General features: G+C 70.4%; 23 protein-coding genes. 6 read left to right on the top strand and 17 right to left on the bottom strand.

Annotated features, from left to right (window positions below):
- Positions 1-113: 113 nt before the first annotated feature.
- The gene (locus tag FV242_RS17045) at positions 114-359 is read right to left on the bottom strand and encodes a helix-turn-helix domain-containing protein (RefSeq protein ID WP_147907402.1); all 246 of its coding nucleotides are present in this window, start codon (positions 357-359) and stop codon (positions 114-116) included.
- A gap of 163 nt (positions 360-522) precedes the next feature.
- On the opposite strand from FV242_RS17045, the gene FV242_RS17040 reads away from it, so the two are divergent.
- Entirely contained in the window at positions 523-1680 is a 1158-nt protein-coding gene (locus FV242_RS17040) for a hypothetical protein (RefSeq protein ID WP_147939749.1), read from the top strand.
- 111 nt (positions 1681-1791) lie between these two features.
- Here FV242_RS17040 and terL read toward each other — a convergent pair whose 3' ends face one another.
- The 4 genes from terL to FV242_RS17025 are packed head-to-tail and all read right to left on the bottom strand — an operon-like array spanning position 1792 to position 5043.
- Entirely contained in the window at positions 1792-2589 is a 798-nt protein-coding gene (gene terL / locus FV242_RS17035) for a phage terminase large subunit (RefSeq protein ID WP_187278456.1), read from the bottom strand.
- On the bottom strand, positions 2586-3230 hold the full coding sequence (locus FV242_RS34615) for a hypothetical protein (RefSeq protein ID WP_187278455.1): 645 nt from the start codon (positions 3228-3230) through the stop codon (positions 2586-2588). The genes terL and FV242_RS34615 overlap by 4 nt, the downstream gene beginning before the upstream one ends.
- A gap of 11 nt (positions 3231-3241) precedes the next feature.
- Positions 3242-3598, bottom strand: a complete 357-nt coding sequence (locus FV242_RS17030; protein ID WP_147939747.1) for a hypothetical protein — start codon at positions 3596-3598, stop codon at positions 3242-3244.
- Positions 3595-5043: a DNA modification methylase gene (locus FV242_RS17025; RefSeq protein WP_147939746.1), complete on the bottom strand. Its 1449-nt coding sequence runs from the start codon at positions 5041-5043 to the stop codon at positions 3595-3597. Before FV242_RS17025 ends, FV242_RS17030 begins: the two co-directional genes overlap by 4 nt.
- A gap of 1459 nt (positions 5044-6502) precedes the next feature.
- Here FV242_RS17025 and FV242_RS17020 point away from each other — a divergent pair.
- Positions 6503-7120 (top strand): glutathione S-transferase family protein, encoded by a 618-nt coding sequence (locus FV242_RS17020; RefSeq protein ID WP_147939745.1) that lies wholly within the window; start codon positions 6503-6505, stop codon positions 7118-7120.
- 111 nt (positions 7121-7231) lie between these two features.
- Here FV242_RS17020 and FV242_RS17015 read toward each other — a convergent pair whose 3' ends face one another.
- The 5 genes from FV242_RS17015 to solA all read right to left on the bottom strand — a co-directional run bounded on the left by FV242_RS17015 (position 7232) and on the right by solA (position 11756).
- A complete protein-coding gene (locus FV242_RS17015; RefSeq protein WP_147939744.1) occupies positions 7232-8011 on the bottom strand; it encodes an amino acid ABC transporter ATP-binding protein in 780 nt (259 codons plus the stop codon).
- Between the two features lie 2 nt (positions 8012-8013).
- Complete coding sequence (locus FV242_RS17010) at positions 8014-8889, bottom strand: amino acid ABC transporter permease (RefSeq protein WP_147939743.1); 876 nt, start codon at positions 8887-8889, stop codon at positions 8014-8016.
- Positions 8886-9635: an amino acid ABC transporter permease gene (locus tag FV242_RS17005; protein WP_147907410.1), complete on the bottom strand. Its 750-nt coding sequence runs from the start codon at positions 9633-9635 to the stop codon at positions 8886-8888. The genes FV242_RS17010 and FV242_RS17005 overlap by 4 nt, the downstream gene beginning before the upstream one ends.
- Before the next feature lie 37 nt (positions 9636-9672).
- Entirely contained in the window at positions 9673-10515 is an 843-nt protein-coding gene (locus FV242_RS17000; RefSeq protein ID WP_147939742.1) for a transporter substrate-binding domain-containing protein, read from the bottom strand.
- A gap of 71 nt (positions 10516-10586) precedes the next feature.
- Positions 10587-11756: an N-methyl-L-tryptophan oxidase gene (solA, locus tag FV242_RS16995; protein WP_147939741.1), complete on the bottom strand. Its 1170-nt coding sequence runs from the start codon at positions 11754-11756 to the stop codon at positions 10587-10589.
- Between the two features lie 172 nt (positions 11757-11928).
- Here solA and FV242_RS16990 point away from each other — a divergent pair, with 172 nt between their 5' ends.
- Positions 11929-12939: a GlxA family transcriptional regulator gene (locus FV242_RS16990; RefSeq protein WP_246692743.1), complete on the top strand. Its 1011-nt coding sequence runs from the start codon at positions 11929-11931 to the stop codon at positions 12937-12939.
- Positions 12940-13035: 96 nt separating this feature from the next.
- Here the strand turns inward: FV242_RS16990 and FV242_RS16985 are convergent, their stop codons facing one another.
- The 5 genes from FV242_RS16985 to FV242_RS16965 all read right to left on the bottom strand — a co-directional run bounded on the left by FV242_RS16985 (position 13036) and on the right by FV242_RS16965 (position 17978).
- Positions 13036-15198, bottom strand: a complete 2163-nt coding sequence (locus FV242_RS16985; protein ID WP_147939740.1) for a molybdopterin-dependent oxidoreductase — start codon at positions 15196-15198, stop codon at positions 13036-13038.
- A gap of 336 nt (positions 15199-15534) precedes the next feature.
- Positions 15535-15753, bottom strand: a complete 219-nt coding sequence (locus FV242_RS16980; RefSeq protein ID WP_147907414.1) for a hypothetical protein — start codon at positions 15751-15753, stop codon at positions 15535-15537.
- Complete coding sequence (locus FV242_RS16975; protein ID WP_147939739.1) at positions 15750-16412, bottom strand: acyl-homoserine-lactone synthase; 663 nt, start codon at positions 16410-16412, stop codon at positions 15750-15752. Before FV242_RS16975 ends, FV242_RS16980 begins: the two co-directional genes overlap by 4 nt.
- Positions 16413-16499: 87 nt before the next feature.
- Entirely contained in the window at positions 16500-17231 is a 732-nt protein-coding gene (locus tag FV242_RS16970) for a LuxR family transcriptional regulator (RefSeq protein ID WP_147939738.1), read from the bottom strand.
- A gap of 156 nt (positions 17232-17387) precedes the next feature.
- On the bottom strand, positions 17388-17978 hold the full coding sequence (locus FV242_RS16965; protein ID WP_147939737.1) for a DNA-3-methyladenine glycosylase: 591 nt from the start codon (positions 17976-17978) through the stop codon (positions 17388-17390).
- Between the two features lie 341 nt (positions 17979-18319).
- On the opposite strand from FV242_RS16965, the gene FV242_RS16960 reads away from it, so the two are divergent.
- Positions 18320-20050 (top strand): adenylate/guanylate cyclase domain-containing protein, encoded by a 1731-nt coding sequence (locus FV242_RS16960; protein ID WP_187278454.1) that lies wholly within the window; start codon positions 18320-18322, stop codon positions 20048-20050.
- A 51-nt stretch (positions 20051-20101) separates the two neighbouring features.
- Here FV242_RS16960 and FV242_RS16955 read toward each other — a convergent pair whose 3' ends face one another.
- Positions 20102-21364 (bottom strand): MFS transporter, encoded by a 1263-nt coding sequence (locus tag FV242_RS16955; protein ID WP_147939736.1) that lies wholly within the window; start codon positions 21362-21364, stop codon positions 20102-20104.
- Between the two features lie 94 nt (positions 21365-21458).
- On the opposite strand from FV242_RS16955, the gene gcvA reads away from it, so the two are divergent.
- Positions 21459-22346, top strand: a complete 888-nt coding sequence (gene gcvA, locus FV242_RS16950; RefSeq protein ID WP_147939735.1) for a transcriptional regulator GcvA — start codon at positions 21459-21461, stop codon at positions 22344-22346.
- Between the two features lie 150 nt (positions 22347-22496).
- Positions 22497-24638 carry a helicase-related protein gene (locus FV242_RS16945; protein WP_147939734.1) on the top strand — a complete coding sequence of 714 codons (2142 nt, stop codon included), beginning with the start codon at positions 22497-22499 and terminating at the stop codon, positions 24636-24638.
- A gap of 776 nt (positions 24639-25414) precedes the next feature.
- On the opposite strand, the gene FV242_RS16935 is transcribed toward FV242_RS16945, so the two are convergent.
- Positions 25415-26122: a FadR/GntR family transcriptional regulator gene (locus tag FV242_RS16935; RefSeq protein ID WP_147939732.1), complete on the bottom strand. Its 708-nt coding sequence runs from the start codon at positions 26120-26122 to the stop codon at positions 25415-25417.
- Between the last annotated feature and the right edge of the window lie 159 nt (positions 26123-26281).

Below are 26281 nucleotides of genomic sequence, written 5' to 3'. Positions count from 1 at the left end.
CATTCCTGACTGGGTTAAGCTGGCTCGTCGTCGGCGACCTGCACAAGGTGTTTGGTCCCAACGCCTCATCTCACGAGCAAGGATGGGTGGCGGACTGGTGCAGACGCTTCGCTCTACCCCGGGGGGACGCGTGTGAGCTCCTCGACCACCTGATGCATGTCCAAGCCGATGATCGTGGCCAGATCGAGCAACTCGACCAAGTCGATCCGCCGCTCGCCGCTCTCTATGTTCGACACGAACGGCTGGTGTCGCCCGAGCCGGCCTGCCACTTCGGCCTGGGTCAGGCCTGCCGCCTCCCGCGCACGTACGACGAGCTCGATCAGACGCGCGTGCCGAGCTGAACCGAGGGTACGCGCCATGCCGGGCCGTGCGGGTGAGAACCGCCAGCTCGGCTAGAACCGATATCTGGATATCCAAAAGTCGGATATTTCGCTGGACTACCACCCCTCACCGGAGCCACACGACGCACCGGGGCACACGCCGGTCAGGCGGCTCGCCCGGGCGCGCGACGGAAGGGCAGCTATGAGAACGCGGCGCAGGCACACCGGCGTACAGCTCGCGACGGCACTCACTCTGGCTTCGCTTGCCCCATCTGACGCCCAGGCAGGACAGAGCTTCGTCCAGACCTACATCGACGCGCAGGGTAGCTGCGCCAATGCGGCCGGTCCCCTGGCGTTCGTCCTGGCCGGGGGCGGCCTGCAGGCGCCGTTCGGCAAGCTCGCCGGCGACTGGACGGAAGCGGATCTCTCCGCCCTCCCCGCCATCTTGTCCGCGTGCGAGCGGACGGCGGCCCGGGTGAACCCATATCTCGCCGCCGAGGTCAGAGGCCAGGCACGGGAGCTCGAGACGCGCGTGCCGCAGATCGTGGCGGCCGCGCGCGCCGAGCGGGCGCGGCAGGCGGCTCAGCTCCAAGCCCGTCGAAATCTCGCGCAGGCGCGGATCGAGGCGGCACGCCGGCAGGCGGACGTGCCCGCCGCCGATCCCGAGGACGAGGTCCGACGCCTGGAGGCAGAAGCCGGACGCGCGGAAGCGCAGGCGCAGGCCGCGGCGGGGTACCGTGATCGCGCCTTGCGTGAGGCGGGCGAACGGCAGCCGCAGACCCCGCCGCCTCGACCTGAGGTGATGCCAAACAAGCCTGCAGGTGATGGAAGCCCGCCGACGATCGGTCCTACGGCGACGTTCGGCTTCGACGCGCCGAGCTTCCGTCGGATGTACGACATGCGCCTGCGCGATGATGGCGACGGCGACATCGAGGAATGCGCCGAGCAGAACATGAACTACGTCTGCCGGTTCGACGATGCCCCGTTCCGCAAGTCGGTCGAGGCGTTCCGCAAGCTCGACCTCGTGCGCGGTTCGTTTAGCTCGAAGCTCAGCCTGTCGGTGGTCAGCCAGGCCGGCAGAGCATCGCGCATCGTGCTCACCGGCGACCGAGCGGACCCGATGAACCTGTTCGGCTTCGTCGGCAAAGTCGCCAGCCTGATCAAGACGCTCGAGCCGGGGATCGCGGAGGCGGCCGTGCAGGACCTGCTGAGCGCGGGGCTTGGTCTGACGCGCGGCGACGACGATCCGACCATCGGCGCCGAGCGGACGGTGGTGCGGGTTCGGGACGTCGCCCGCTGCAAGTCCGCGCCGTCGACTGAGGACACGGCCATGACCTGCAAGTTCGAGCCACGCGCATAGCCGCCGCGACGCGACCGTCCTCTTTTGATCCCAAGATCTCGACCAGTCTGAGCACGTACGGGGTCGTCTGCTCAACAGCTCGCGCGCCATTGACCGCGGCGAGTTTGCCCCTCAATCCCGCATCACCTCCCGCCGCGTGATGTTACGACGTACGGTTCCGCGGCCGCGGGCGCTCCGCTGCGTGAGATAGTTCAACGCCTGCGAGGTCGCGTCGACCTGATCATCGTGGGCGCCGTACGGGAATGCCAGCAATTCCCTGCGGTAGCCTTCAAACCACTCGAAGTTCCGTGCCACGTGCACGCGGCCGGCCTCAAACGCCGGCGCGTGCGCCTCCAGCCGCGCAGTTTTCTCACCGCGTGGCCGGATCAGCCGCGGCCGAAGGTCGGTGGTCCGCTGGATCTCTTGGACCAGGGTGCGGCCGAGTTCGGTGTCCTCCACCAGCGTCACGTGCGGATCCCATGCCTTCGTATATTGAAGGATCAGCCGCCGCAGCTCGGGAGCCTCCAGCCGGACCCGGACGAGGTCGAGCAGGTAAGCGTGCATGCCCACCGCCCCCCACAGCTGGCCGACCGACCAGCTGCTCGTCTCGGTGACTGTGGAGGCCAAATCCCAGCTCGCCACCAAGTGCTCCAGGTCGGAGGGCTCCTCGTTGAAGTACCGCAGCCAGTCGTCGTGGATGATGTTGCCGCCGGGCGGTATCGGGTCCTGGCCGTACTGCGCGGCGAAGTTGCTCGAGCCGAGATCCGCCCGCAGTCGCTCCAGCACCTCGAGCGGCTCGCGATCGGGCAGGAGGACCTCCCCCGCCCGGCGGTGGTGCACGTCGTCCTCGCCCGGCCCAATCCGGTAGGCGGCATCCTCCGGGGCGATCGCCGGGATCACCAGCATCGCCCAGCCACGTCGGCGCATCATGCCGTGTCCTCGCGGGTGAGGTGACCGACGAGATCGTCCTCGTGAAGGCGCTGCCCCACCACGACGATCGCCCCAGTGCGCTTGTCGTTCAGGCGGCTCGGGAACTTGGTGTCCCATAGACCGAGTTCACGTCGCCTGATCGTCTCCGACAGAGCCGCCTGCGGGTTCATGGCGTCGTCGGCGATGATCAGGTCGGCGCCACGTCCGAACACCGACCCGGCGAGCGGAACGCCGAAGCGATAGCCTCCAGCGGTCGTGACCGTCTCGGTGGCGCGGTCGCCGCCGCGCGCGATTCGAAACGCCGGGAACGCGTCGCGGTACCACTCGCTGGCCACGACCGCGCGGAAGGAGGCGGCGAGCGAGCGCACGAGGCTGTCCTCGCTCGACACGCAGATGACGCGCCGCCGGGGATCGTGGCCGAGCCGCCAGGCGGCAAAGCCGATCGAGGTCATGATCCATTTGCCCGAGCGCGGCGGCACCGCGATCACCAGACGCGTCTCCCGCCCGTCGTGGACACGGGCGAGGGCCTCGGCCATCGCGTCGAGGTGCCAGCTCGGCGCGAACGGGATGCCGGGGTTCAGCGTCAGGAACACCCGATGGATGAACACCATGTAGTCGATGCGCACGAGGTGATCGATCATCCGAGGGGTGATCATGGCTCACCCCCACGCAGCTTGCGCGCCTGCTGCCGGACGAACGCCTCCAGCACTTCGCGCTCCTCGTGCGACAAGTCCGAGGCAGCCGGCTCGTCGTCGGCCGGAGCCTCAGGGTGCAGCTTGTGCAGCAGGCGGATCGCCGCGACCTGGCCCTGGGCGGAGTTGGCGAACAGAAAGTGGTCGAGGGCCTCGCGCCGGGTCACCGTGGCGGCGGTGCCGTTGAGTGAGAGCGTAATCTCCTCGTCGAGGAAGTCGACCGCGGGCTTGGGCCGACCGTTGCGGCCGTAGGGGTTGCGCACCTCCCCCGGCTTGATGCGGGTGTCCCGACCCGGGCGACGAGGCGGCGCGCTCATCGCTCATCCTCGGCGCCCGCGCACCGCATATCATCGTCGACGCTGGACCCAGCCCGCTCGGCCGCGGTCTCGGAGAAGGTGCGTCCGGTCTCGGCGTGGCGCGCCGGCTCGCCGGTGAGCTTCTCCAGCCGGCGGACGCCGAGGTCGACATAGGCGGGATCGACCTCGATGCCGACTCCGATACGTTTGACTTTGTGTGCGGCGACCAGCGTCGTCGCCGAACCGGCGCAGGGGTCGAGAACGATGTCACCGCGCAGGGTGACATCGAGGATCGCGTCCTGGATCATCGCGACGCTCTTCGGCGTCGGGTGGTCGCCGTGGTCCTTGTCCCTCCCCCGCCCGAAGGCGTTCGCCCCGGCGTAGCCCCACACGTTCGAGCGCCACCGACCGTTGGCGCCGAGCTGGACGTTGTTGATGTGCGGCGCGAGGCCATTCTTCCAGGCGAAGATCAGCTCATGTTGCGAGCGCCACAGCGAACCCTGCCCGGCCTGATTTTTATGCCAGACGATGAGGTTCTTGAGCTCGGCGTAGACGCTACGCCCGGCGCCCATGAGCTCTTCGATGTGCGCCCAGTCTATGAAGACGAGATGGATCGATCCGTCGAGGGAGAAGGCCGCGAGGTTCTCGAAGATCATCTTCAGGAACCGGGTGAACTCGGCCGGCGTCATCTCGCCCGAGGCCATCGCGAACTCCCGCAAGGCGCGCTTGGTCACGTGGCCGGCGATTTTGACGTTGTAAGGTACGTCCGCGACGATCATCCGGGCTCGGCGCGCGCCGAGCAGCCGGGCGTAGACGTCGCGCTCGCGTGCGTCCCCGCAGGCGAGCGCGTGTCCGTTCTTGAACAGCCAGATATCCCCTCGCACCGAGACCGTCGGTCGATTCCCATCCGAGGGTGCGAGGACATCGGCTTCGTCCGCCGCGTCGTCTTTGACACCGGGGTGCAAGAGCACGTCGATCTCGACCGTCGGGATCGCCGTATTCACGAGCAGATCGACATCGACTTCGGCGATGTAGGCGACCTCGTACCGGAGCGCATCGGCGTTCCAGCTCGACATCTCCTGGATCTTGTTGAGGCTGATCCGGAGCGCGGCGACCTGCACGGGGTCGAGGTCGTCGACGACGGTGACCGGCACGCGCTCGAAGCCGAGCGCCTTCAGCGCGCGATGGAGTGCATGGCCGCCGATGATCGTACCGTCACCCGTGACGAGGATCGGAGCGACGGGGCCGTTGAAGGCGAGGATGTTGCGCTGCAGATGCTGCTGCTGGTCTTTATGGTAAGTCCGCAGCTCGCGCGCGTACGGCTTAACCTGGTCGATCGGCCAGTACTGCGTCTGCAGCGTTCTGAACTGTGGGGGCGAACTCGCATTGGGGGCCGCACCGGCATGAGCGCCGACCGGCGACGAGCGGGTGCGTTTCCTCGGGACGAGAGGGTTTGGGAGAGCCATGATGTTCCACGGGGGTTACCCCGGTGGAACTCGGCACACGCGCCGAGCAGGCGACGTTCATATCCAAGCTCCTAGCGGGGCTTGTTCGCGCACGGTGACCGCAGCGATCACGCGTAGGCCGTTTGCACCTGGCGGCTCGCGCCGCGGCTCAGGAAGCTCGGGCCATCCGGTAGCCGCATCGCGCAAGCCCGGAAGCACATCCACGTTTATATATCGTCAGTCTCAAGGTCAATAGTATCGGAACTCGACGTGGTTGCGTGGCGGATCAGTTGTGAACCGACGATGGCAGACGGAATCTTGCCTCGTCCGTTGACAGGAGCACACGCCTCCGGAAGAGCTTGCTCTGCCAGCGCCCACGATTCCAATACCGAACATCGACGCGTCGAACCCCGTCGCCGCCGACCCGAGCCTGTCCGCGCAGGACGAGTCGGCCACTAGCCTGGACCTCGATCCGAGGTCGATTGTTCGACCGTCCACCCATCTCGACGTCAACGTCGGCGATCCGAAACCCGGTCCAGTGACCGGGTTCCCTGCTGGGCCGCGGCCTCCCCTCCCGTTGCGCCAGCTCGGTGATCCGGCGGGCGATAACCGGCGCAGCGGTGTCTCCGTCACCAGACAGGGCTGAGGTGACATCTGGTAGAGGTCGGCGCGTCACCGTATGGCCGAGATAGCTGCGGCCGGGGATGGTCGGACGTCGGGTCATCGCTGCGACCTCCTTTGAGTGTAGAAGCCACACCCTCGCCACGCGGATGTCAAGCGTCACCCGGTGCGTGCTCGTCGGCTCGGCGCCATCGTCGGTTTGCCATCCCAGTTAACCGAGGGCGTCTGGTCCGGGCGGCCCATTTCGCGGTGCGGCATGGGTCGTTTCGTGCCGCAGGATGGGCCTTCTCGAAGCCATTTCCGGCGGCGGCAAAGCCAGTCGATTTGGAGACCGGTTCGCACCTGACTGCGTGCACCACCAGGCCTTCCTGGTGGTTATCGAGTGTCCTGCTGGCTGCGGCGATAACGCTGCCGAGCCAGGGACTTAGCGGAGGCCCGCAGGGCCACCCGCCACCATCCTGATCGGTCTGCCGGCACGCTTCGGGCGCGAACACGCCCTCGCTGCGGGCGTTGCGCCGACGTTTCCTCCCCTGCCCGGCTGCCGCATCCTCCGTGCCCGGTTCCTGTCCCGTCCGAGACGCGCGGCGTGAAATCGCGTCCCGTCGCGGTTTCACGCCGCGCGTGATGCGGATCGGCGGACGGCGGCAGCCAGCGCGTCCTCGATCGACGGCCTTCGCCGACGGCCCCGCCGTCGTGTCCGTGCCCGGCGCCGCGGCGCCGGCTTGGTCGCGGATGTCCCGATGCCCTCGCGCGGCGGCTTGATCGCGGCGCTTCCAGTCCGCACGATGCTGCGGTCCGGTCCGGTCGCGCACGGGCAACCGCACACCGTTCACGACCGCCCGCATAGCGAGGCCCCACGATGATCGAGCTGTATGCCTGGAACACGCCCAACGGACGCAAGATCAGCGTCGCCCTGGAGGAGATGAGCCCGCCCTATCGGGTCCGGACCGTCGACATCACGCAGGGCGAGCAGTTCGATCCGGCCTTCCTGGCGATCAGCCCGAACAACCGGATCCCCGCGATCGTCGATCCGGACGGGCCCGGCGGTTCGATCTCGGTGTTCGAATCGGGCGCGATCCTGCTCTACCTCGCCGAGAAGTCGGGCCGGTTCCTGCCGGCCGATCCGCGCCGGCGCATGGCCGTGCTGGAATGGCTGATGTGGCAGATGGGCGGGTTCGGACCGATGCCGGGGCAGGTCCACCATTTCCTCGGCGTCGCGGAAAAGGACCGGGCCTACGGGTTGGAGCGCTACCTGAAGGAGACTCACCGGCTCTACGGGGTGCTGGACCGGCGCCTCGCGGCGGCGGAGTTCGTCGCCGGCGCGCTGTCGATCGCGGATTTCGCCATTCTGGGCTGGGCGTGGCGGCACGAGCGCCATCAGGTCGACCTCTCCGACTACCCGCAGGTGAAGCGCTGGTACGATACGATGATGGCCCGGCCGGCGGTGCGGCGCGGCTTCGCGGTTGCCCTGAGCTGAGCGCGCCAGGCGGCCGACGCGGCCCCACCGTCTCGCCCGTCCTGCGCGACCGAATGGCGGCAGGCCGGCCTTGCATCCGCCAGCGCGCCCGGGCTGCCCGCCCCAGGGCCGTCAGAGCACCTGCGAGAGGAACCGGCGGGTGCGCGCGTCCTGCGCGGACGCGAAGAAGGTCGCCGGCGGCCCGTGCTCGACGATGACGCCGCGGTCGGTGAAGTAGATGTGGTCGGCGACGTCCCGGGCGAAGTTCATCTCGTGGGTGACCAGCATGCAGGTCATGCCCTCCTCGGCCAGCTCGCGGATCGTGACCAGCACCTCCTTGACCGTCTCGGGGTCCAGGGCGGCCGTGACCTCGTCGAACAGCATCACGTCGGGCCGCATCGCCAGCGAGCGGGCGATGGCCACGCGCTGCTGCTGACCGCCGGAGAGCTCGCCCGGATACGCCGCCTCCTTGCCGGCCAGCCGGACCTTGGCGAGCAGGGCGCGGGCCCGGGCCTCGACCTCGCGCCTTTCCTGCCCGAGGACGTGGATCGGCGCCATCATCACGTTCTGCAGCGCGGTCTTGTGCGGGAACAGGTTGTACTGCTGGAACACCATCCCGACCTTGCGGCGCAAGGCCAGCTTGTCGAGCCGCGGATCGGTGACCTCGATCCCCTCGACCCGGATCGAGCCCGCGGTGACCGGCACCAGCGCGTTGATGCAGCGGATCAGCGTCGACTTGCCCGAGCCCGAGGGCCCGATGATGCAGACCACCTCGCCCTTGCGCACGTCGAAGCTGATCCCCTTCAGGACCTCGAAAGTCCCGAAGGACTTGTGCACGTCGACGACGCGGACGATCGGCTGGTCGGGTGTCCAGGCCGGGGACGGGCTGCTGGCGACGGTCGCTTGCATCATGCTCAACGGGTCTCGAAGCGGCGTTCCAGGTGGGCGGTCAACCGGTCGATCGGGTAGCAGTAGAGGAAGAAGCAGAGCAGGGCGAAGCCGTAGAGCGGGGCGAACAGCTCGGGCCGTCCGCCCTCGGCGGCGTGCACCTGCGCGGTCAGCGTCAGCATCTCGGTGACCCCGACGATCGACGCCTGCACGGTGGCCATCGCGATCAGCGCGTAGACGTTCATCCAGGGCGGCAGCATGCGCTTCGCGCATTGCGGCAGGATGATCCGCCACAGGGTCTGCCGCCGGGTGAAGGCCAGGGATTCGGCGGCCTCCCACTGCGTGTTCGGCACCGAGCGCACCGCGCCGCGGACGATCTCGGCGACGTTGGCCATCACGGGCAGGCTGAAGCCGAAGGTCGCCTTCACCCAGTCGGGCAGCGGCACCCGGATCCCGAACACCGTGACCTGGAACGGGACCAGGAACATCACGAAGAACAGCAGCACCAGCCAGGGCACGTTGCGGAACACCTGCGTGGCCGACCACGCGATGCGCGGCAGCACCCGGCCCTCGCCCAGCATGGCCAGGCCGAGCCCGAGGCCCGCCGCCGTGCCGATCGCCATCGCCATCAGCGAGATCGCGACGTTGAAGGCGAAGCCCGTGAGCAGGAGCGGCGCCCACTTGATCACCACCTCCAGCGGGGACAGGGCGGCGGCCCCGCCCTGCGCCCAGGCCGGGAGGGCGACGATGGCGAGGCCGCACAGCAGCCAGCCGTGGATGGGGCGCAGGCGCGCCGCCGGGCGGCCCCAGGCGGGCGCGAACGGCAGCAGGACCGGCAGGTCCGTCGGACGACCCGCCGGGCGGCCGTCGTCGCGCCGGCCGGTCCGGTCCGGAGCGCTCATCGGCCGTATCCGGGGATGCGCAGGGCGCGCTCCCAGCGGTGCATGATCCACACGAGCAATCCGACGAGGACCGCGTAGGTCGCGAGCAGCACCAGCATCATCTCCAGGACGTTCTGCGACTCGGACCAGATCTGCTTGACCGCGTAGAGCGTCTCGGGGACCGCGATGGCGTAGGCGAGCGTCGTGGTCTTGAGCAGGTTGATCAGGTTGTTGTTGAGCGCCGGCAGGCAGACCCGGAGCGCGAGCGGCAGGACGACGTGGCGATAGGCCTTCAACCGGGTGTAGCCCAGCGCCTCGGCGGCCTCGACGGTGGTCTTGGGCACCGCCTCGATGCCGGAGCGGAAGATCTCGACGTTGAACGCGCCGGCAAACAGCGAGAGCGAGACGATCGCCCATTGCACGTTGTCGAGGATGGGAACGCGCAGGCCGTCCGCCGAGCGCACGGCCGGCAGGAGCGTGCCGAGGCCGAAGTAGAAGAAGAAGATCTGCACCAGCGGCGGCGTGTTGCGGAACACCACGACGAAGCCGTTGACCAGCCCCCGCAGCAGGCGCGAGGGCCCGCTCTGCAGCAGCGCCCCGACCGCGCCGATCACCAGGCTGGCCAGGATCGTGCTGATCCCGAGCAGCAGCGTCATCCGCAGCCCGGCGACGTAGCGGTTCCAGTCATACGGGTCGTAGAAGACCGTAAAATTGAAGCCCGTGGTCTCGTAGAGACCCTGGAACCAGGCCTGGATCGCCTCGATCATCGCGGCCGATCACCTGGGCTCGCTGCACGGGCGCGCATCAGTTGGTCGCGTTCTTGTACTTCTCGTGCATCGCCTTCGAGTAGGCGGTGGGCTCGATGCCCCATTTCCGCTCGCCGGCGACGACGAAGCCGGTCTTCATCCAGTCCTTGGTCGCGTCCTCGACCATCGTCTGGAGCGTGGTGTTGCCCAGGGCCACCGCCATCATCCACGGCGCGTCGAGGATGCCCTTGAGCGGGAGGGCGTAGCCGGCCTTCCAGTCGTCGTCGAGCAGCTTACCCTGCAGCATGCTCTGGTCGTAGACGTAGCCCAGGCAGTTGCCCTGCTTGAGCGCGAAGAGCGGCTTCTCGGAGCCGTCGAAGGCGACGATCTCCGCCCCGTAGGTGCGGGCGACGTCCTTGTTGTACCAGGCCCCCGAGGTCGCGCAGAGCGGCTTGCCCTTTAGCTGCGCCCAGTCGGTGATGCCGGCGGTCTTGGGCAGCAGCACGTTGACGAAGTCGGAATAGTATTGCGGGTCGATCGCCTGCACGACGCGGCGGCGCTCCGGCTTGTCCGACAGCGTGGCGATCAGGAGATCGACCTTGCCCTGCTGGAGGAACTCGATCCGGTTGGCCGAGACCACCGGCACCAGCTCCAGCTTCACCCCGAGCCGCTTGGCGAGGTCGGCGGCGAGGTCGGGCTCCAGCCCGATGATCGCGCCGCTCGGATCGCGGAAGCCGAAGGGTTTGTAATCCGCCTTCACGCCGACGATCAGCGTCCCGCGCGCCTTGATCGCGTCGACGCCGTCCGCGGCCGAGGCCCGGCCGGGCCATGCCAGCGCCGGGATCGCCGCGAGGGCGGCCAGCGCGGCATTCGTCAGGAGGCGTCGGGACATGGGGCGCATCGGGTCGGTCCTGCTCGGGCGAACGGATCTTGGCACGGTTTCTAGCAATCCACGAGCCATCGGCCTTCGGATCAACCGAAGCGTGCGAGGGCGAACGGCGTGAGGTCGGGTCGCCCGGCGCCTCCGGCCAGGTCGGCGGCGACCGCCTCGCCGATGCCCGCAGAATGCTTGAAGCCGTGCCCCGAGCAGGCCGAGACGACGTGCACCCGGTCCATCCCGGGATGCCGGTCGATGATGAAGCCGCGGTCGGGGGTCACCGTGTAGACGCAGGCCGCGGCCCGGACGACCTCCGGGGTGGCGCCGGCCAGCCGGCCCGCGACGCGCAAGCGGTACATCGCGTCGGATTCCGCGGGGTCGACGCGCCGCGCGACGGCGTCGGCCGTGGTGGCGGTGCTGTACTGCTCGGTCGCGACCTTGATGGCGCGCTCCCCCGCCAGGGGCGGGAAGCCGTAGAGGTAATCCGTGTCGGTGGTCCCGTACATCCAGATGAACACGGGCGCGCGCGGCCCGTACGCGGATTCGTTCGCCAGGGCGTACCAGTGCAGGAGCTGGCGCCGGACCGTCAGCAGCCCGTCGAACGGGGCGCCGAGCAGCGGGGCGGTCCAGGCGCCGGCCGCAATCACGGCGCGATCGGCCAGGATCACGCCGTCGGCGGTCTCGATCCGGATGCCGGCCACGTCCTGATCCAGCGCCAGGACTTCGCAGCCGGTCCGGATCTCGGCCCCCAGGGCGGTCGCGCGGGCGAGCTGCGCCGCGATGCAGCGCTCCGGGAAGACGTAGCCGCCGCCGGGCTCGTAATAGGCCTTCTCGTCGCCCGCGAGGTTCAGGAATTGCGGGAAGCGGCGGGCGACCGCGGCCCCGTCGAGCACCTCGTGCGGGATCCCGGCCCCCTGCGCGGCGCTGATCGAGCGGCCGACGAAGTCCGGCTTGCCGTGATGGGACGAGACCCCGCGGCCGGGCGCCATGACGAGGGCGCCGCAGGCGTTCAGCAGCGTCTCGCCGGTGGCCGCCTCCAGCTCCCGCCAGATGCGATGCGAGGCGACGACGAAGGGCACGTAGTCGCGCCCTTCCCCGACGGCCTGGCGGGTGATCCGCGTCTCGCCGTGGCTCGACCCGAGGGCGTGCGGCGGCGCGTAGCGGTCGAGCCCCACCACCGCGGCCCCGCGCTTGGCCAGCTGGTAGAGGATCGCGCTCCCCATCGCGCCGAGCCCCAGGACCGCGACGTCGAACCGGCGCGTCATCGGGCCTGCCCCTGCGTGGGGGTGTGGCCGCAACGGGTATGTCCGTGACGACACGGGCGCGGAGCTGCGAGGCCGGGCATGCGATCGGGATCTCGGTCGAACGGGAAGTCGACCGTGAGCATGACGCGCTCGGGCGGTTGCGCATGACCGGGAGAGACGCTTTCTTGCACGGATGAGCCAAACCAGCGACGCGATGCCGGATCCGGGCGGCCCGGCCCCGGGGGATCGGCCGCAGGAGATCGGCTTCCTGCTGGTCCCGGGCTTCGGATTGCTGTCGTTCGCCTCGGCCTGCGAGCCCTTCCGGGCGGCCAACGATCTCGCCGGCCGGATCCTCTACCGGCTGCGCTACTTCGGCGAGGCCGGAGGCCGGGTCGCCTCGTCCTCGGGGGCGGAGGTCCCGACCGAGGAGCTGCCGCGCGAGCGCGGGCGCCTGGACACGGTCTTCGTCTGCGCGGGCGGCGACCCGACCGAGTGGGACAGGCCGGCGATCCATGCCGGGTTGCGGCGCATGGCCCGGTTCGGCGTCCGCGTCGGCGGCATATCGGGCGGCCCCTACTTGATGGCCGCGGCGGGGCTGCTGGCGGAGCGCGCCTTCACGATTCACTGGGAATACGCCGGCGCCACGGTCGAGGCGTTTCCGGACGCGCGCCTGACGCGGGCGCGCTTCGTCGCCGATGCCGACCGGCTGACCTGCGGCGGCGGGGTCGCCCCCCTCGACATGGCGCACGCGCTGATCGCCGAGCGCCTGGGGGCGGCCTTCGCGCGCCGCATCTCGGACTGGTTCCTGCACATCGCGGTGGGCGCCGCCGACGACCCGCAGCGCGCCTCCGCGGCGGAGCGGTACGGACTCCACCACCCGGCCCTGCTCGCCGTCCTCGAAACGATGGAGAAGACGGTCGAGGCGCCGCTCACCCGCCGGGCCATGGCCCGCCTCGCCGCGGTCAGCGCGCGCCACCTCGACCGCCTCTTCCGCGAGAAGTGCGGCCTGAGCTTCTCGGCCCAGTACCGCGCCATCCGCCTCGCCCACGGCCGGCGGCTGCTGCGGCAGAGCCCGCTTGCGATCGGGGAGATCGCGACCGCCTGCGGCTTCTCGAGCGCCGCCCACTTTTCCCGCAGCTACCGGGCCCAGTTCGGGTGCAGCCCGTCCTCGGACCGACGCACGGCGCCCGAGCGCGTGGCCTGAGCCCGGGCGGCGCGCCGAGCGCACCTTACAAAACGCCCGATCACCGGGCGCCCCCCTCTGCACGAGACAGCGCAGAGAGCGTTTTGCGCGGGGCTCTCAGTTCGCGCGCGCGACCTCGACGAGGTTGTCCGAGAACGACGGGGCGTGGCCCATGTCGGTGAAGGCCCCCGACGCGATGCTGTTGACCGTGCCCTCGTTGAGCTGGCGCCAGTAGCCCAGCGTCGCGACCACGATGCCGGCCCTCACGTCGTCGGTGATGCGCGCCACGCCCTTGAAGGCGCCGCGGTCGTTGCCGACCTGCACGCGGTCGCCGTCCCGGATGCCACGCGCGTCGGCATCGTGCTGGCTGATCATCACGAACTGCTCGCCCTGGCCCTTCTGCTTGTCCTCCATGTTGGCGTAGCAGGAGTTCAGGAAGTAGTGGCTCTTGGGCGAGACGATGTTCAGCGGGAAGCGCTTGGCCAGCTCCGGGTCGTTGGTGTGGGACTCGCGCGGGCCGAGGTAGTCGGGCAGCGGGTCGAGCGCCTCGCCGGGCTGGAAGCCCTCGTACATCTGCCGGAACGGCGGCGCGACGAAGTTCGTGGCGCCCTCGACCTTGAGCATGCACTTGCCGGTCGGCGTCGGGAAGTTGCCCTCCCGGTGGGGCGCCCGGTCGTCCGGCGTCCCGACCTTGAGGCGGGCGAAGCCGTGCTCGCGCATGTAGGCGAGGTCGATGCCCTCGCAGGCCGGCGACGACCAGTCGACGTAGTGCTCCAGGCACTCGCTGTCCGACCACTTGAAGTTCTCGTCCTCGTAGCCGAGGCGGGCGGCGAGCTGGCGGAAGATCTCGTTGTTCGGGATCGCCTCGCCGGGCGCGTCCGCGCACTTGGTGTTGTAGGTGAGATAAAGGTGACCCCAGGAGAGGATCATGTCCTCCATCTCGGCGCCCATCGTCGCCGGGAGAACGATGTCGGCGTAGGAGGCGGTGTCCGAGATGAAGTGCTCGGCCGAGACCATGAACAGGTCCTCGCGCATCAGCCCCTCGACGATCTTGTCGGTCTCGGGCGCCTGCGTGACCGGGTTCGAGTTCCAGCACATCATTGACATGATCGGCGGGTCGAGCTGCATCTCGCCGGTGAGCGCGCGCCCGATCTGCAGGTTCGAGACCACGCGGGTGCCCTCCGGGATCAGGTCGGGCCGGCACATCACGTCGAACTTGTAGGGATGCTCCCAGACGCCGAACTGGGTGACGCCGCCGCCAACGTGGCGCCACGCGCCGGTGAGCGCCGGGATGCAGGTCACCGCCCGGATGGTCTGGCCGCCGCCGTAATGCCGCTCCAGCGCCACGCCCATGCGGATGCCGACGGGCTGCTCGGTGGCCATCTCGTAGGCGAGCTTGCGGATGTCCTCGGCCGGGACGCCGGTGATCTCGGCAGCCCATTCCGGCGTGCGGGTGCTGGCCCGCTCCTTCAGCTCCTCGAAGCCGACCGTGTAATTGTCGACGTAATCCTGATCGACGAGGCCCTGCGCGATGATCGCATTGATCAGCGCCATGGCCAGCGCCCCGTCGGTGCCGGGCTTGGGCGCGATATGCCAGTCGGCCGCCTTGGCGGTGCGCGACGCGTAGGTGTCGATCACGACGACCTTGGCGCCCTTCTTCTGCGCGTCCTTGACGATGGCCCAGTGGTGCAGGTTCGTCGAGACCGAGTTGCAGGCCCAGATCACGATGTACTTGGAGTGGATGTAGCTGTCCGGGTCGAGGCCAGCGGTCGGCCCGACCGTGAGCAGCCACGCGGTACACGAGCCCTCGCCGCAGAAGGTGCGCTCGGTCACGGTGGCGCCCATGCGGTTGAAGAACGCGTCGCCGCCATTCAAGCCATGCACGAGGCCCTGGTTGCCGAGGTAGCTGTAGGGCGCGATGGCCTCCGGCCCGTACTGGTCGATGATCGCCTTCCAGCGGGTGACGATGGTGTCGAGGGCCTCGTCCCAGGTGATGCGCGCGAACTGCTTCGAGCCCTTCGGGCCGACCCGCTTCATCGGGTAGAGCAGCCGGTCCGGATGGTAGTGGCGCTTCTCGTAGTCCTTCAGCTTCACGCAGAGACCGCCGCGGGTCATCGGATGGTCCGGGTTGCCGCGCACGCCGAGCAGTTCCCCGTCCTTAACCTCGAAGATCATCGAGCAGGTGTCCGGGCAATCGTGGGGGCAGCCGCCGAAGAAGGTCTGGGTCAGGCTCTCCGCCTTGGCGACGAGCAGGGAGTCGGGCTTGACGATCTCGTTCATGGTTCCTCCACGGCCGAGCGTTTCGCTTTATTGTTCTAGCGAGCCGGCTCAGCGCAGAGGCAGGATGCACTGGAGTGCGAATAATTCCAAATTCTAGTCCCTGGTGAGGGCGCATCGGCGTGCGTTCGTCGTGTGGACCACGGTGTCGCGGCGCGGGCGTGCGGGGGTCGGTCGCGGAACGTCTGCTCCGGGGCGAAAAGCCGGGGGCCACTTGCCACCCCTGGCCGAGATCGCGGTGGGAACCGAGCCTCCGACTTCGACCACACGGCTGCGGCGCCGCGCGGGCAACGACGGGGGCGGGACCGTCGGCCGCTTAAAACCCCCGCCCCCGCGCCCTCAATGCAGCGTGTCGTCCAGGCAGGTTTCGCCCCCGACGTCGCGGGCCAGCGCCCGGCCGACATGCTCCACCAGCGGGCGCAGGGCGGCCAGGAGACCCGGGTCGCCGATCTCCTCGGCGGCCCGCCACATCTCGATCGCGTGGTGGCCCAGGCGCACGATCGCCGGGTCCTCGCCCTCGCGCCCGCAGGCCTCGTCCAGGATGTCCGAAATGCTCATGCGTGCAGCCTCCGCTCGGCGGGCACGGACGGGCGGATCGCCTGCGTGCGGGGGGCGTGCGGGGGCGCGGCGTCGAGGTTGAAGAACCGGTGCGACTCCGCGACCGTGTCGGGCGTCAGCCGGGCGTAGACCGCCAGGATGGAATGGCCCTGATAGGTCGTCGGCAGCCCGAGGGGCTCCACGTCCCAGCCGCAGGACATCAGCCGATTGACCAGGATCGGGTGCGTCTGCGCCAGCAAGCCGTCGAGGCCGCGCGCCCGCGCCACCTCGGCCGCCGCGATGAAGATCCCGGCGGTGGCCGGGTCGATGCGGCTGGTGCGGCCCTCGCGCCGGGACGGCAGCGTCCCGCACCGGGTCCACTCGTACACCGCCGCGCCCCGGGGCGCCGGGCCGCGCTCGGCGAGGTGCGGGTAGACCTCCGTGAGCAGATGCGGCCGGGTCGTCGGCAGCAGCCGCGTGTAGGCGGTCACGGCCGCGCCCTCCAGGTAGGCCAGGTGGATGCAGCCGGGGCCGTCGAACTGGTCGATCTCGCGGCCGTCGGGCCGGCGGCAGGCCTCCCAGTTCAGCCGCTCCACGAACAGGGCGTGCCGGAACCGGTAGATCTTGTCCATCAGATCGCCGTGCCGGGAAATATTGTCGTCGTCGATCACAACAACCATGGATCACTTCCCCCTTTGGGGGCGTGATGCCGGGTGGCGGGTCCGAAAGAGCCTCGTAAATTTACGAGGTCGGCGGCCGCCCCGGGGTCAGGCTATGATGCCCTGCCGCATGGCCTCGGCGACGCATTGGACGCGGTTGACCGCGTCGAGCTTGCGGGCGGCGTTCTTGAGGTGGAACTCCACGGTCCGCTGCGACGTGCTCAGGATCTCGGAGGCCTCCCAGCTGGTCTTGCCGGCCGCGGTCCAGCGCAGGCACTCGACCTCCCGCGCGGTGAGCCGGGGCGCCTTGCGCGCCGGGCTGCGGCCGCCCTCGCGGATCAGGGTCTCGGCCCGCTGGTAGGCGTAGATCGACACGAGGTGCAGCGCCGCCTTGGCGTCGTCCGACAGGTCGAGCCGGTCCGCCCCGAAGCTGACGCCGCCCCCTGGGCCGGACAGGTGATGGATCGGGACGCAGAACCCCTGTGTCAGCCCGAACTCGGTCGCCTCGCCCATCACCCGGGCGGCCCCGGCCTCGTCGGCCCGGTAGGGCGCCTCCCGCCACAGGAACGGCTCGGTGGTGCGCCGGACATGGTTCGCGACCGGGTCGATCCGCAGGTAGTCCCGGTCGAAATAGCGCTTCCGCCAGCCCTCCGGCCAGGCCGGCACCAGGGCGCAGCCCTGCGTGGAGATCGCGTGCTCCGCCGGCAGGTTGGTGATGATGAAGGCGTCGTAGCCGAAATACGCGCCGGCCGACCGCATCTCGCGCAGGATGTCCGGGATCCGCGCGGCCTGCTTGAGACGGCCGACGATCTCGAAGGCCTTGTGGCTATCCTGGCTCACGGAACGTCCGAATGCTTGCGGAGTAAAATTTATCCGACCTGTAGTTGTAGCAATGTCAGTCTCCCGCGAAGAAACCTATACATGAGGTTGCGCTACCGGCCAAGCGTACGGGGGCGGCCGCGACGGTCCGTGCGGTTCCACCGGGGCCGCCGGGTCTCAGGCCGGCGGCGCGCTCCCCGCGGTCCGCCGCGCCGGCCGGCTGACGAACCGGGATCCGGCGAGCAAAAAGCGCCAGGGCGTCTCGGCGCCGCGGGTGATCCCGATGCGGCGGTCCGCCGCGACCGCGACGGCCTGCGCCCGGGGCTCGAACCGGAACGGCGCCTCCGCCACCGGCAGGCCATCCAGCGCGCCGGTGACCCCGAGGGCCTGGCACAGCCGGCCGGGTCCGGCGCAGAGCAGCCGCGGATCGTCCGTGCCGCGCCGGGCCGCCATGGCGTCCTGGCCCTCGGTCGGCTCGATCGCCCGCAGCAGCACCGCGCTGCCCGGCTCGCAGACCAGGTTCAGGCACCAGTGCAGCCCGTAGGACCGGTAGACGTAGACGTGCCCGGGCGGCCCGAACATGCTGGCGTTGCGGCGGGTCGGGCCCGCGAAGCTGTGGGAGGCCGGGTCGGTCCGGTCGTAGGCTTCCGTCTCGACGATGAGCCCGCCCGCCGCGCCGACCCAGAGCCGCGCGCCGATCAGCTCCGCCGCCACCGCGGCGGCGTTCCGGGCGAAGAACAAGGCGGGCTTCGGATCGACGGGGGTCATGCTGGGCGTGTCATGCCGGAAGTGTCATCTGGATAGTGTCAGCCAGCCGGGCAAGGCCGGGCGGTCCGTTGGGTTGACGTTCGGCCGGCATCCGGGTCCGGCCCCGCAGACTTCGTGGACGTGGCGGATGGGCCGCGCGTTTCTTCGTCGATCCCCGGCCGACGGCAATGCCTTTTTCGTTCGCTTCGAAGGGACCGCGAAGTCTGTCGGGCGGCCTCCGCTCCGGTCCCGACCCGAAATTCGCCCGCACGTAGAAAGACAGCGGAGGCCGCGGACGCGGTTTGCTGGTACGACAGGCCGGCCAGACCGGGCCCGCTGCCGATCTCGTCGGACCTCCCAGCATGACGCGCACCTCGTCGATCGCGACGCTCCGAACCCCCGCCGGGGGTTTGCCGGCCGCCCCGATCCCGCTGCGCGCCCGGGTCCGGCCCGTCCTCGGCGTCCGCCGCCTGCGCCTATACAGCGGGCTGGTGCTGTTCGCCTACATCCTGACCCACCTGACCAACCATGCCCTCGGCAACGTCTCCCTCGACGCCATGGAGGACGGCCTCGATATCGCCTCCGCCCTGTGGCTCAACCCGCTGGGCCTGGCGCTGCTCTACGGCGCCCTGCTGATCCACCTGCTACTCGGGCTCCAGGGCCTCTACGTGGCCCGCTACTTCCGCTGGCGGCCCGGCGAGGTGGTCCAGATGGTCTCCGGCCTGCTGATCCCGCCGCTGCTCATCAGCCACGTCGCGGGCACCCGGATCGCCTTCGCCACCGAGGGCCTCGACAAGGGCTACGCGCAGGAACTCTACGCCTTCTGGGTCGCCGCGCCGCAGCAGGGCGCGATGCAGGCCGCGATGCTGGTCATCGCCTGGATCCACGGCTGCTCCGGCCTGTATTTCTGGCTCCGTCTGAAGCCCGCCTTCGGGCGCGCCGCCCCCTGGCTGCTGGCGGTGACGGTGCTGGTGCCGGTCCTCGCCCTGCTCGGCTTCGCGCAGGGCGGCCGGACGATCGCCGCACTCGCCCAGGACCCGGCCTGGCGCGCCGTGGCGCTCCAGCCGGTCCATGTCGGACTGCCCGACCAGGTGGCGCGGCTCGCCGCCATCCGGAACGGGATGCTGCTGACCTATGCCGGCCTGGTGGCCGCCGTGATCGCGGCCCGCGGGGTCCGGACCCTGGCGGAGATCAAGCGCGGGACGATCCGGCTGCGCTATCCCGGCGGCCGCGTGGTCCGGGTACCTCACGGCACCAGCGTGCTGGAGGCGAGCCGGCGCAACCGGATCCCGCATGCCAGCGTCTGCGGCGGCCGGGGCCGGTGCTCCACCTGCCGGATCCGCGTGCTCGACGGCAGCGACCGCACGCCCCCCGCGGGCCGGGCCGAGCGCGCCGTGCTGGAGCGGATCGCCGCCGGGCCGGGGGTGCGCCTCGCCTGCCAGTTCCGGCCCGAGGCCGACCTCGCCGTGGTGCCGCTGTTCCCGCTGCCGCCGCCGGTGCGGCAGGCGGATCTGCTCGACCGGGCGCAATCCGGCGAGGAGCGCTTCATCGTGGCGATGTTCGTCGACCTGCGCGGCTCGACCCGGCTCGCCGAGGAGCGGCTGCCCTACGACACGGTGTTCATCATCAACCGCTTCCTGGGCGCGGTCGGAGACGCGGTGCGGGAGGCCGGCGGCTCGACCAACCAGTTCCTGGGCGACGGCCTGCTGGCCCTGTTCGGCCTCGAGACCGATCCCGAGCCGGCGGCGCGCGACGCGCTCCGGGCGGTGGAGCTCGTGGCCGAGCACGTCGCCACCCTGAACGAGCTCCTGGCCGCGGACCTGGAGCACACCCTCCGGTACGGGATCGGCGTGCATGCCGGCCTGGCGATCGTCGGCGAGATGGGGGACGCCACCGACGCCCGCTTCACCGCGCTCGGCGACACCGTCAACGTCGCCTCGCGCCTGCAGGGCCTGACCAAGGTTTTAGGCTGCATCGCTGTGGTCTCGGAGGCGGTCTACTGCGCCGCCAAGGCCACGCCGACGGCGATCCGGGAGATCCCGGTGGAGGGCCGCTCCGAGCCGGTCCGGGTGAGCACGCTCGGGGTGCTCTGAGCCGCCGGGGTGTTCACGGATCGGTGCCATCTGGCACGGTGAGAAACCCCATCAGCACCGCTGGGCCGCCCTCCCCCCGGCCAGATGCCGGGACAGGGCCAGCATGAGCGGCACCACGGCGAGCGCCGTCACGGCAGCCGCCACCGCGGCCCAATGGGGGCCGGCCGCGTCCCCGAGCCGGCCATAGAGCAGCGGGGCCGCCAGCGCGCTGCCCCCGAGCGTGCAGGTGTAGAACACCGCGAACGCCCGCTCGACCCGGCCGCCCGGGGCGAGTTCCGGCACCGTGCCGTACAGGACCGACGAGGTGCCGTTCAGCATCACTCCGAGCAGCGGCAGCAGGATCAGCGCGGGCACGAGCGGCAGGGCGATCACCGCCAGGATCGTGGCCGCGGTCCCGGTCTCGGTCAGCAGCACGGTCCGGGTCACGCCGAAGCGCTCCCCGAGCCGGCCGCAGACGGCCTTGCCGAGCGCGCCGCCGATGAACACCAGCGAGAGCGCGAGCCCCACGGTGGTCAGGGCCGCGCCCTTCTCCTGCAGCAGGAACGGCAGGTAGAGCAGGAAGGCGGGGCGCGCGGCGTTGTCGAGGGTGCCGATGGCGACGAGCAACCCGAAGCCGGACCGCGCCTGCGTCCCGTCGCCCCCCCGCGCGGGGCCCGGGGCGGTTCGGGATGGCGCGCCGCGTGAGGCGGGATCACGCGGCAGCCAGCGGCCGACGCCGAGCGCGACCGCGACGCCCAATCCGGCGATCACCCAGAGCGCCGTGCGCCAGCCCGACAGGGTCAGCAGGACGCCGACCAGCGGCGGCACCGCCGCCTTCCCGAGGTCGCCGGCGAAGTTGTAGGTGCCGAGCGGCCCCCGCGCGGCGGCCCCGTAGGCCCGGGCGATCACGGTCGAGGCGAGCGGATGCTGGGTGCTGCTGCCGGCGCCGCCGAGCAGCAGGCCGGCACAGAGGCCGATCAGGCCCCCCGACGCCCCGGCGAGCGCGTAGCCGCCGGCGCTGAGCAGCGTGCCGAGGACCAGGACGGTGCGGGCACCGAGCGCTTGGGCGAGCCGGCTCGCCGGCATCTGCAGGGCGGCGAGCGCGCCGTTATAGAGCGAGCGCAGCAGCGCCAGCGCGACGTAGTCGAGGCCGAACTCCGCCTGCCAGACCGGCAGCAGCACGTAGATCAGGTCGGTGTAGCCGTCGTGGAGGGCGTGGTTGACCCCGGTGACCACGAGGGTGCGCTTGTCCTCGATGCGCTTGTCCTCGATGCGCTTGGCCGTCCGGTCCGGGGCGTCGTCCAGCGAGGCGGTGAGCTCCGATGCGCGGGCCATCTGCTTCCCTTGGTGGTTCCACCGCAGGATGCGGGTCTCGCGCCTGGCTGACAAACGACTTATGCTGACGCTCGCGTGAGGAAATCTGACAGACATGCATCGCCGCTTGCCGCCGCTCAACGCCCTCAAGGCCTTCGAGGCGGCGGCCCGTCACGCGAGCTTCACCCGCGCCGCCGAGGAGCTGCGCGTGACCCACGGAGCCGTGAGCCGGCACGTGCAGATGCTCGAAGGCTGGCTCGGCGTGCCGCTGTTCGAGCGTCACAACCGGCGCGTGGTGCTCACCGAGGCCGGGCAGAGCTACGCCGCCGAGATCGGCGCCGCCCTCGACCGCGTCGCCCTGGCCACCGCCCGCCAGGTCGAGCGCGGCCGGCCGCGCCTGCTGCACGTCAACGCGCTGGCCACCTTCACCCTGCGCTGGCTGATCCCGCGCCTGTCCGGCTTCCAGGTCGCCCACCCCGCCGTGGAAGTCCGGCTGACCACCTCCAACGTGCCCCTGGCCCACCTGGTGGACCCGTTCGACGTGGCGATCCGGGGCGGGCCGGATACGCGTCCCGGCCATATCGGGCAGCCGTTCCTGTCCGAGCGGCGCCTGCCGGTGTGCAGCCCGGCCCTGCTGCGGCGCCTGCCGCTCCACGAACCGGAGCACCTGCGCTACCATACCCTCCTGCACGCGGCGACGCTCCCGGAGGTCTGGCCGCACTGGCTGCGGGCCGCCGGGGTGCCGGACCTGACGCCGCAGGCCTCGGTGACCCTGGAGCACTTCTACCTGACGCTGCAGGCCGCCCTCGACGGCCTCGGCGTCGCGATGGGCCCGGAGCGCCTGATCGCCGACGACGTGGCCGCCGGCCGCCTGACCCGCCCGTTCGCGGGCCCGTCGCTGCCGGCACGGAGCTACTACACCTACGTGCCCGAGACCCGGGCGGACGACCCGACCGTGCGCGCCTTCTGCACCTGGCTGACCGAGGCGGCGCACGACGCCTGAACACGGGACAGGGAGCGGGATGGCATCCGGAGCTATCCTGGCGCAAGAATGCTTGTCAGGCATAGATGTTTGTCAGGCATAGATGCTTGTTAGGAATGCGTTCGACGGCGTCAGCGCCGACCGGCGGACGCCGCTGCCGAAGGTGAGTTCATGGCGCGCAAGCGTCTCCGCCCCACGATCGCGTATCTGTCCGAAGCCGTGGCGCGGCTCGGGCTCGCCCCGGATTCCGTTGATCTGGAAACCCTGCGCGCCGATCTCGAGCTGCCTGATTTCGGTGCCGAGGTGGAGGACGAGCGGGTCGCCCAGGCGTTGCGCGCCCGGCAGCGGGCCCGGGCCTTCGCCGAGACAGGGGTCCCGGCGGTCCGGAAGGCCATCCCCACCCTGAAGGCCGCGATCACCCGGGACCATCGGGTGATCTGGACTATCCGGATCGAGATCCCGCTGCTCGACAACGGCCGCATGGACCTTCGGATCGACATCGCCCCGGACCCGGCCGCCGCCGAGATCCTGTCGCGCATGGCGGCCCGGAACGATCCCGCCCACCGGGTCGAGGCGCTGCGGGCGGCCGTGGCGGAGCGGGCAGCCGAGGCCGTCCGCAGCTTGAGCAAGCCGGTCGAGCGCCTGCGTGCGCAGATCATCCAGGACCTGCGCGAGGTCGGGGCCGATGCGGCCGCCTACATCGCCCACATGGACCGGTCGCTCCGGTCCCGGGTGTTCGCCTACGGGCCGAAGCTGGCACGCGCCCTGGTCGACGCGCTCACCCCCGTGCGCCGCCACGCCAAGGCGGTGGCGAGCGAGGGCTCGCGCCTGCGCCGCCTGCGCGATCAGGTCGGCTTCGGTGCCTATATCGAGCGCTTCGCCGCCGCCCGCCGGCTGAACCGGCGGATCCTGTTCCACATGGGCCCGACCAATTCCGGTAAGACCTACGCGGCCCTGCAGATGCTGACGGCGGCGCCGACGGGCACCTACCTGGCGCCGCTGCGGCTGCTCGCCCTGGAGAATTACGAGGCCCTGCGCGAGCGCGGGCTCCGGGCCGGGATGGTCACTGGCGAGGAGGTTTTAGGCGAGCCCGAGCCGACCCACACCGCCCGCACCATCGAAACCGCCGACCTGACCCGCCCCATCGATGTCGCGGTGATCGACGAGATCCAGATGCTGTCGGATCCCGACCGCGGCTGGGCCTGGACCAACGCCCTGTTCGGCGTGGCCGCCCGGACCGTGGTCGTGTGCGGTTCCGACGACGCCTTGGCCTATGTCCGCCGCGCCGCCGAGGCCGCGGGCGAGTCGCTGGAGGTGATCCCGTTCACCCGCAAGTCGCCGCTGCTGCTGCTCGACGAGGCGGTGCCCCTGGAGAAGGTCGAGCCGGGGGACGCGGTCGTGGCGTTCTCGCGCCGAGCCGTGCACGAGAACCGCGAGATCCTGGTCGCCCGCGGGCACCGGGTGGCGACGATCTACGGCGCCCTGTCGCCGGAGGTGCGCCGGGCCGAGGCCACCCGCTTCCGCACCGGCGAGGCCAACGTCCTGGTCACCACCGACGCGATCGGCATGGGGCTCAATCTCGGGCCGCTCCGGCGGATCGTGTTCTCGACCGTGCGCAAGTGGGACGGCGTGAAGGAGCGCGGGCTGACCAATTCCGAGATCCGCCAGATCGCCGGGCGGGCGGGCCGCTACGGGCACCAGGAGGTCGGCTACGTGGCGGCGACGGACGCGATCGCCGTCGAGCCGATCCGGGTCGCGTTGTCGGGCGCTCCCACGGCGCCGGCAGCGGACTCGCGCTTCTTCGTCCGGCCGGATCTCGGCGCGATCCGCTCCGTCGCCGCGGAGATGCAGACCCACAGCCTCCACGAGGTGCTGACGCACTTCGCCCGGGCGACCTTCTACGCCGGCTCGCCGTTCCAGCCCTCGGCTCTGGAGGAGATCCTGGAGGTCGCGCGGGTGGTCGACCGGGCGCGGTTGCCGATCGAGGAAAAGTTCGCCTTCTCGGTCTGCCCGATCAACCGGCGCGACGAGATCGCCATGGGCATGCTCGAACGCTGGAGCCAGGCTCGTGCGGCCAGCACCACGGTCCCGGCCCTGCGGGCGAACCTGACCGGGGAACTCGACTACCAGGAGCGGAGCGTCCGCCTGGCCAGCGCCTATCTATGGCTGTCACGCCGCTTCCCCGACACCTTCGACGACGTCGAGGCGATCCGGCACATGCGCAGCCGCGCCAACAACGCCATCGAGCAGCACCTGCGCGAGACCGCGACCCGCAAGGCCGAGCGCCGCACCCGCCGGGCGGGCACGCGCTAATCCGACCAGCGGTAACCGAGGCTGGCGATGATGGTCCGGCCGTTGCCGTAGAAGCAGCCCCCCGCCGCGAAGCAAGACGCGACACTGGTCCGGTCGAACAGGTTGGCGGCGTTCATCGAGACCTGCCAGCCCGCAGTTCCGGATCGGCGGCGCCGAGTTCGTGGCGGACACCGATGTCCACCAGGGTCACGGGCGGCACCGAGAAGCTGTTGGCCGGGTCGCCGGCGCTCCGGCCGGTGGCGCGGATCCCGCTGGCGAGACCCGGGCCACGATCCCAGGGACCGGATCCGTTCCCGTCATCCCGCGTCGCGTCACCGTAAGCACGGGCAGCGCGATCTCCGTGTCCGTGTCGCTTCGCGGAACCGCCGTGTTCGCCGATCGACCCGACGCGCGCATCGACCGCGCCCGGATCAATGGCGCAGAGCCGGAATGACCCTGCCCGTCCGCCCGGCTACGCCTCCGTCTGGTGCCGGGACATGGACGCGTTGTTCGCAGGCGGCGACCCCTTCGTGCCGATCTATGACGGGCGCCGGCACGACGAAGCGCATGACGACCGGGTCGTGCGCGGCCTCTAGCTGAAACGGAACAAGAAAGCCCTGGGCGGGCGCTGCCGCGCATTGATCGTCGTCGAGCCAGACCCGGAGGGCCGCCACGCCCTTTTCCAGCGTGATCCGCGCGTTCGGCACGCGCCAGGCCGCATGCGCCAACGATCGCGAAGCCGTCGCACTGGCTAGGCAGACCCTGGACACGGTGGGCTGATCGGAGCCGCAGCGCGCTCAGGCCCCGGCGGTCTCGATACGCCCGAGCGCATCGAGAATCGGGCCGACGATCGCCCGGGCCGCCTCCGCCGCACCCGCTTCGTCCCGTTTCCGGATCGCATCGACCACCCGGCGATGGGCGGCGAGGTCGGGCTCGGGCAAGGCCCTGTCGGCGAGCGCCGTGCCGGTACTGCCGTGCGACGACAGGGCGAAATAGCGGTAGAGTTCCGCGAGCGCGGCGTTGTCGCCGCATTGCGCAACCGCGACATGGAAGGCGATGTCGCGTTCGATGAAGGCAGCGAGGCCCCCATCCTGGGGACGGTCTCCGCGTGCTTCCAGCAAGGTTTCGAGCCGCGTCACATCGTCGTCCGTCCGTCGCGCCGCCGCCCGGCGGGCCGCCTCGGTCTCGAGAAGCGCACGCAACTCGAAATGGTCGCGCAGACTCGCATGGGCGACCCGGCGCATGACCTCCGCCGGATCGACGTTGAGGCGGACATAAGTCCCGTCCCCCTGTCGCACCTCCAGCACCTTGGCATGAGAGAGAACCCGCACGGCCTCCCGCACCGTGTTCCGTCCGACCTGCAGCATCGCGGCGAGTTCCGCCTCCTTCGGGATGCGCGCCCCGACCTTCCAGCGGCCGGTCTCGATCTGCGTGCGGATGAGATCGATCGCCGAATCGACCAGCGAGCGGCGGGCGGCCTGAGGCAGATTCGAGGTTGAGGGCATGCGCTCAGCTTCATGCCGGGATGCGGGATCATCGTGCGCATCCGGCGAAGGCCGCCTTGTTTGGAGGTTTATCGGCGTCCAGCTTTTCGGTGATCTGATCCGGCATCGGTGCTGGCATCGGTGCTGGAGATGCTCGGATGGACGATGCGACCTACGTCC

The sequence above is a fragment of the Methylobacterium sp. WL64 genome, assembly GCF_008039945.1.
Lineage (GTDB): Bacteria > Pseudomonadota > Alphaproteobacteria > Rhizobiales > Beijerinckiaceae > Methylobacterium.
This window is presented reverse-complemented; position numbering and strand designations above follow the sequence as displayed.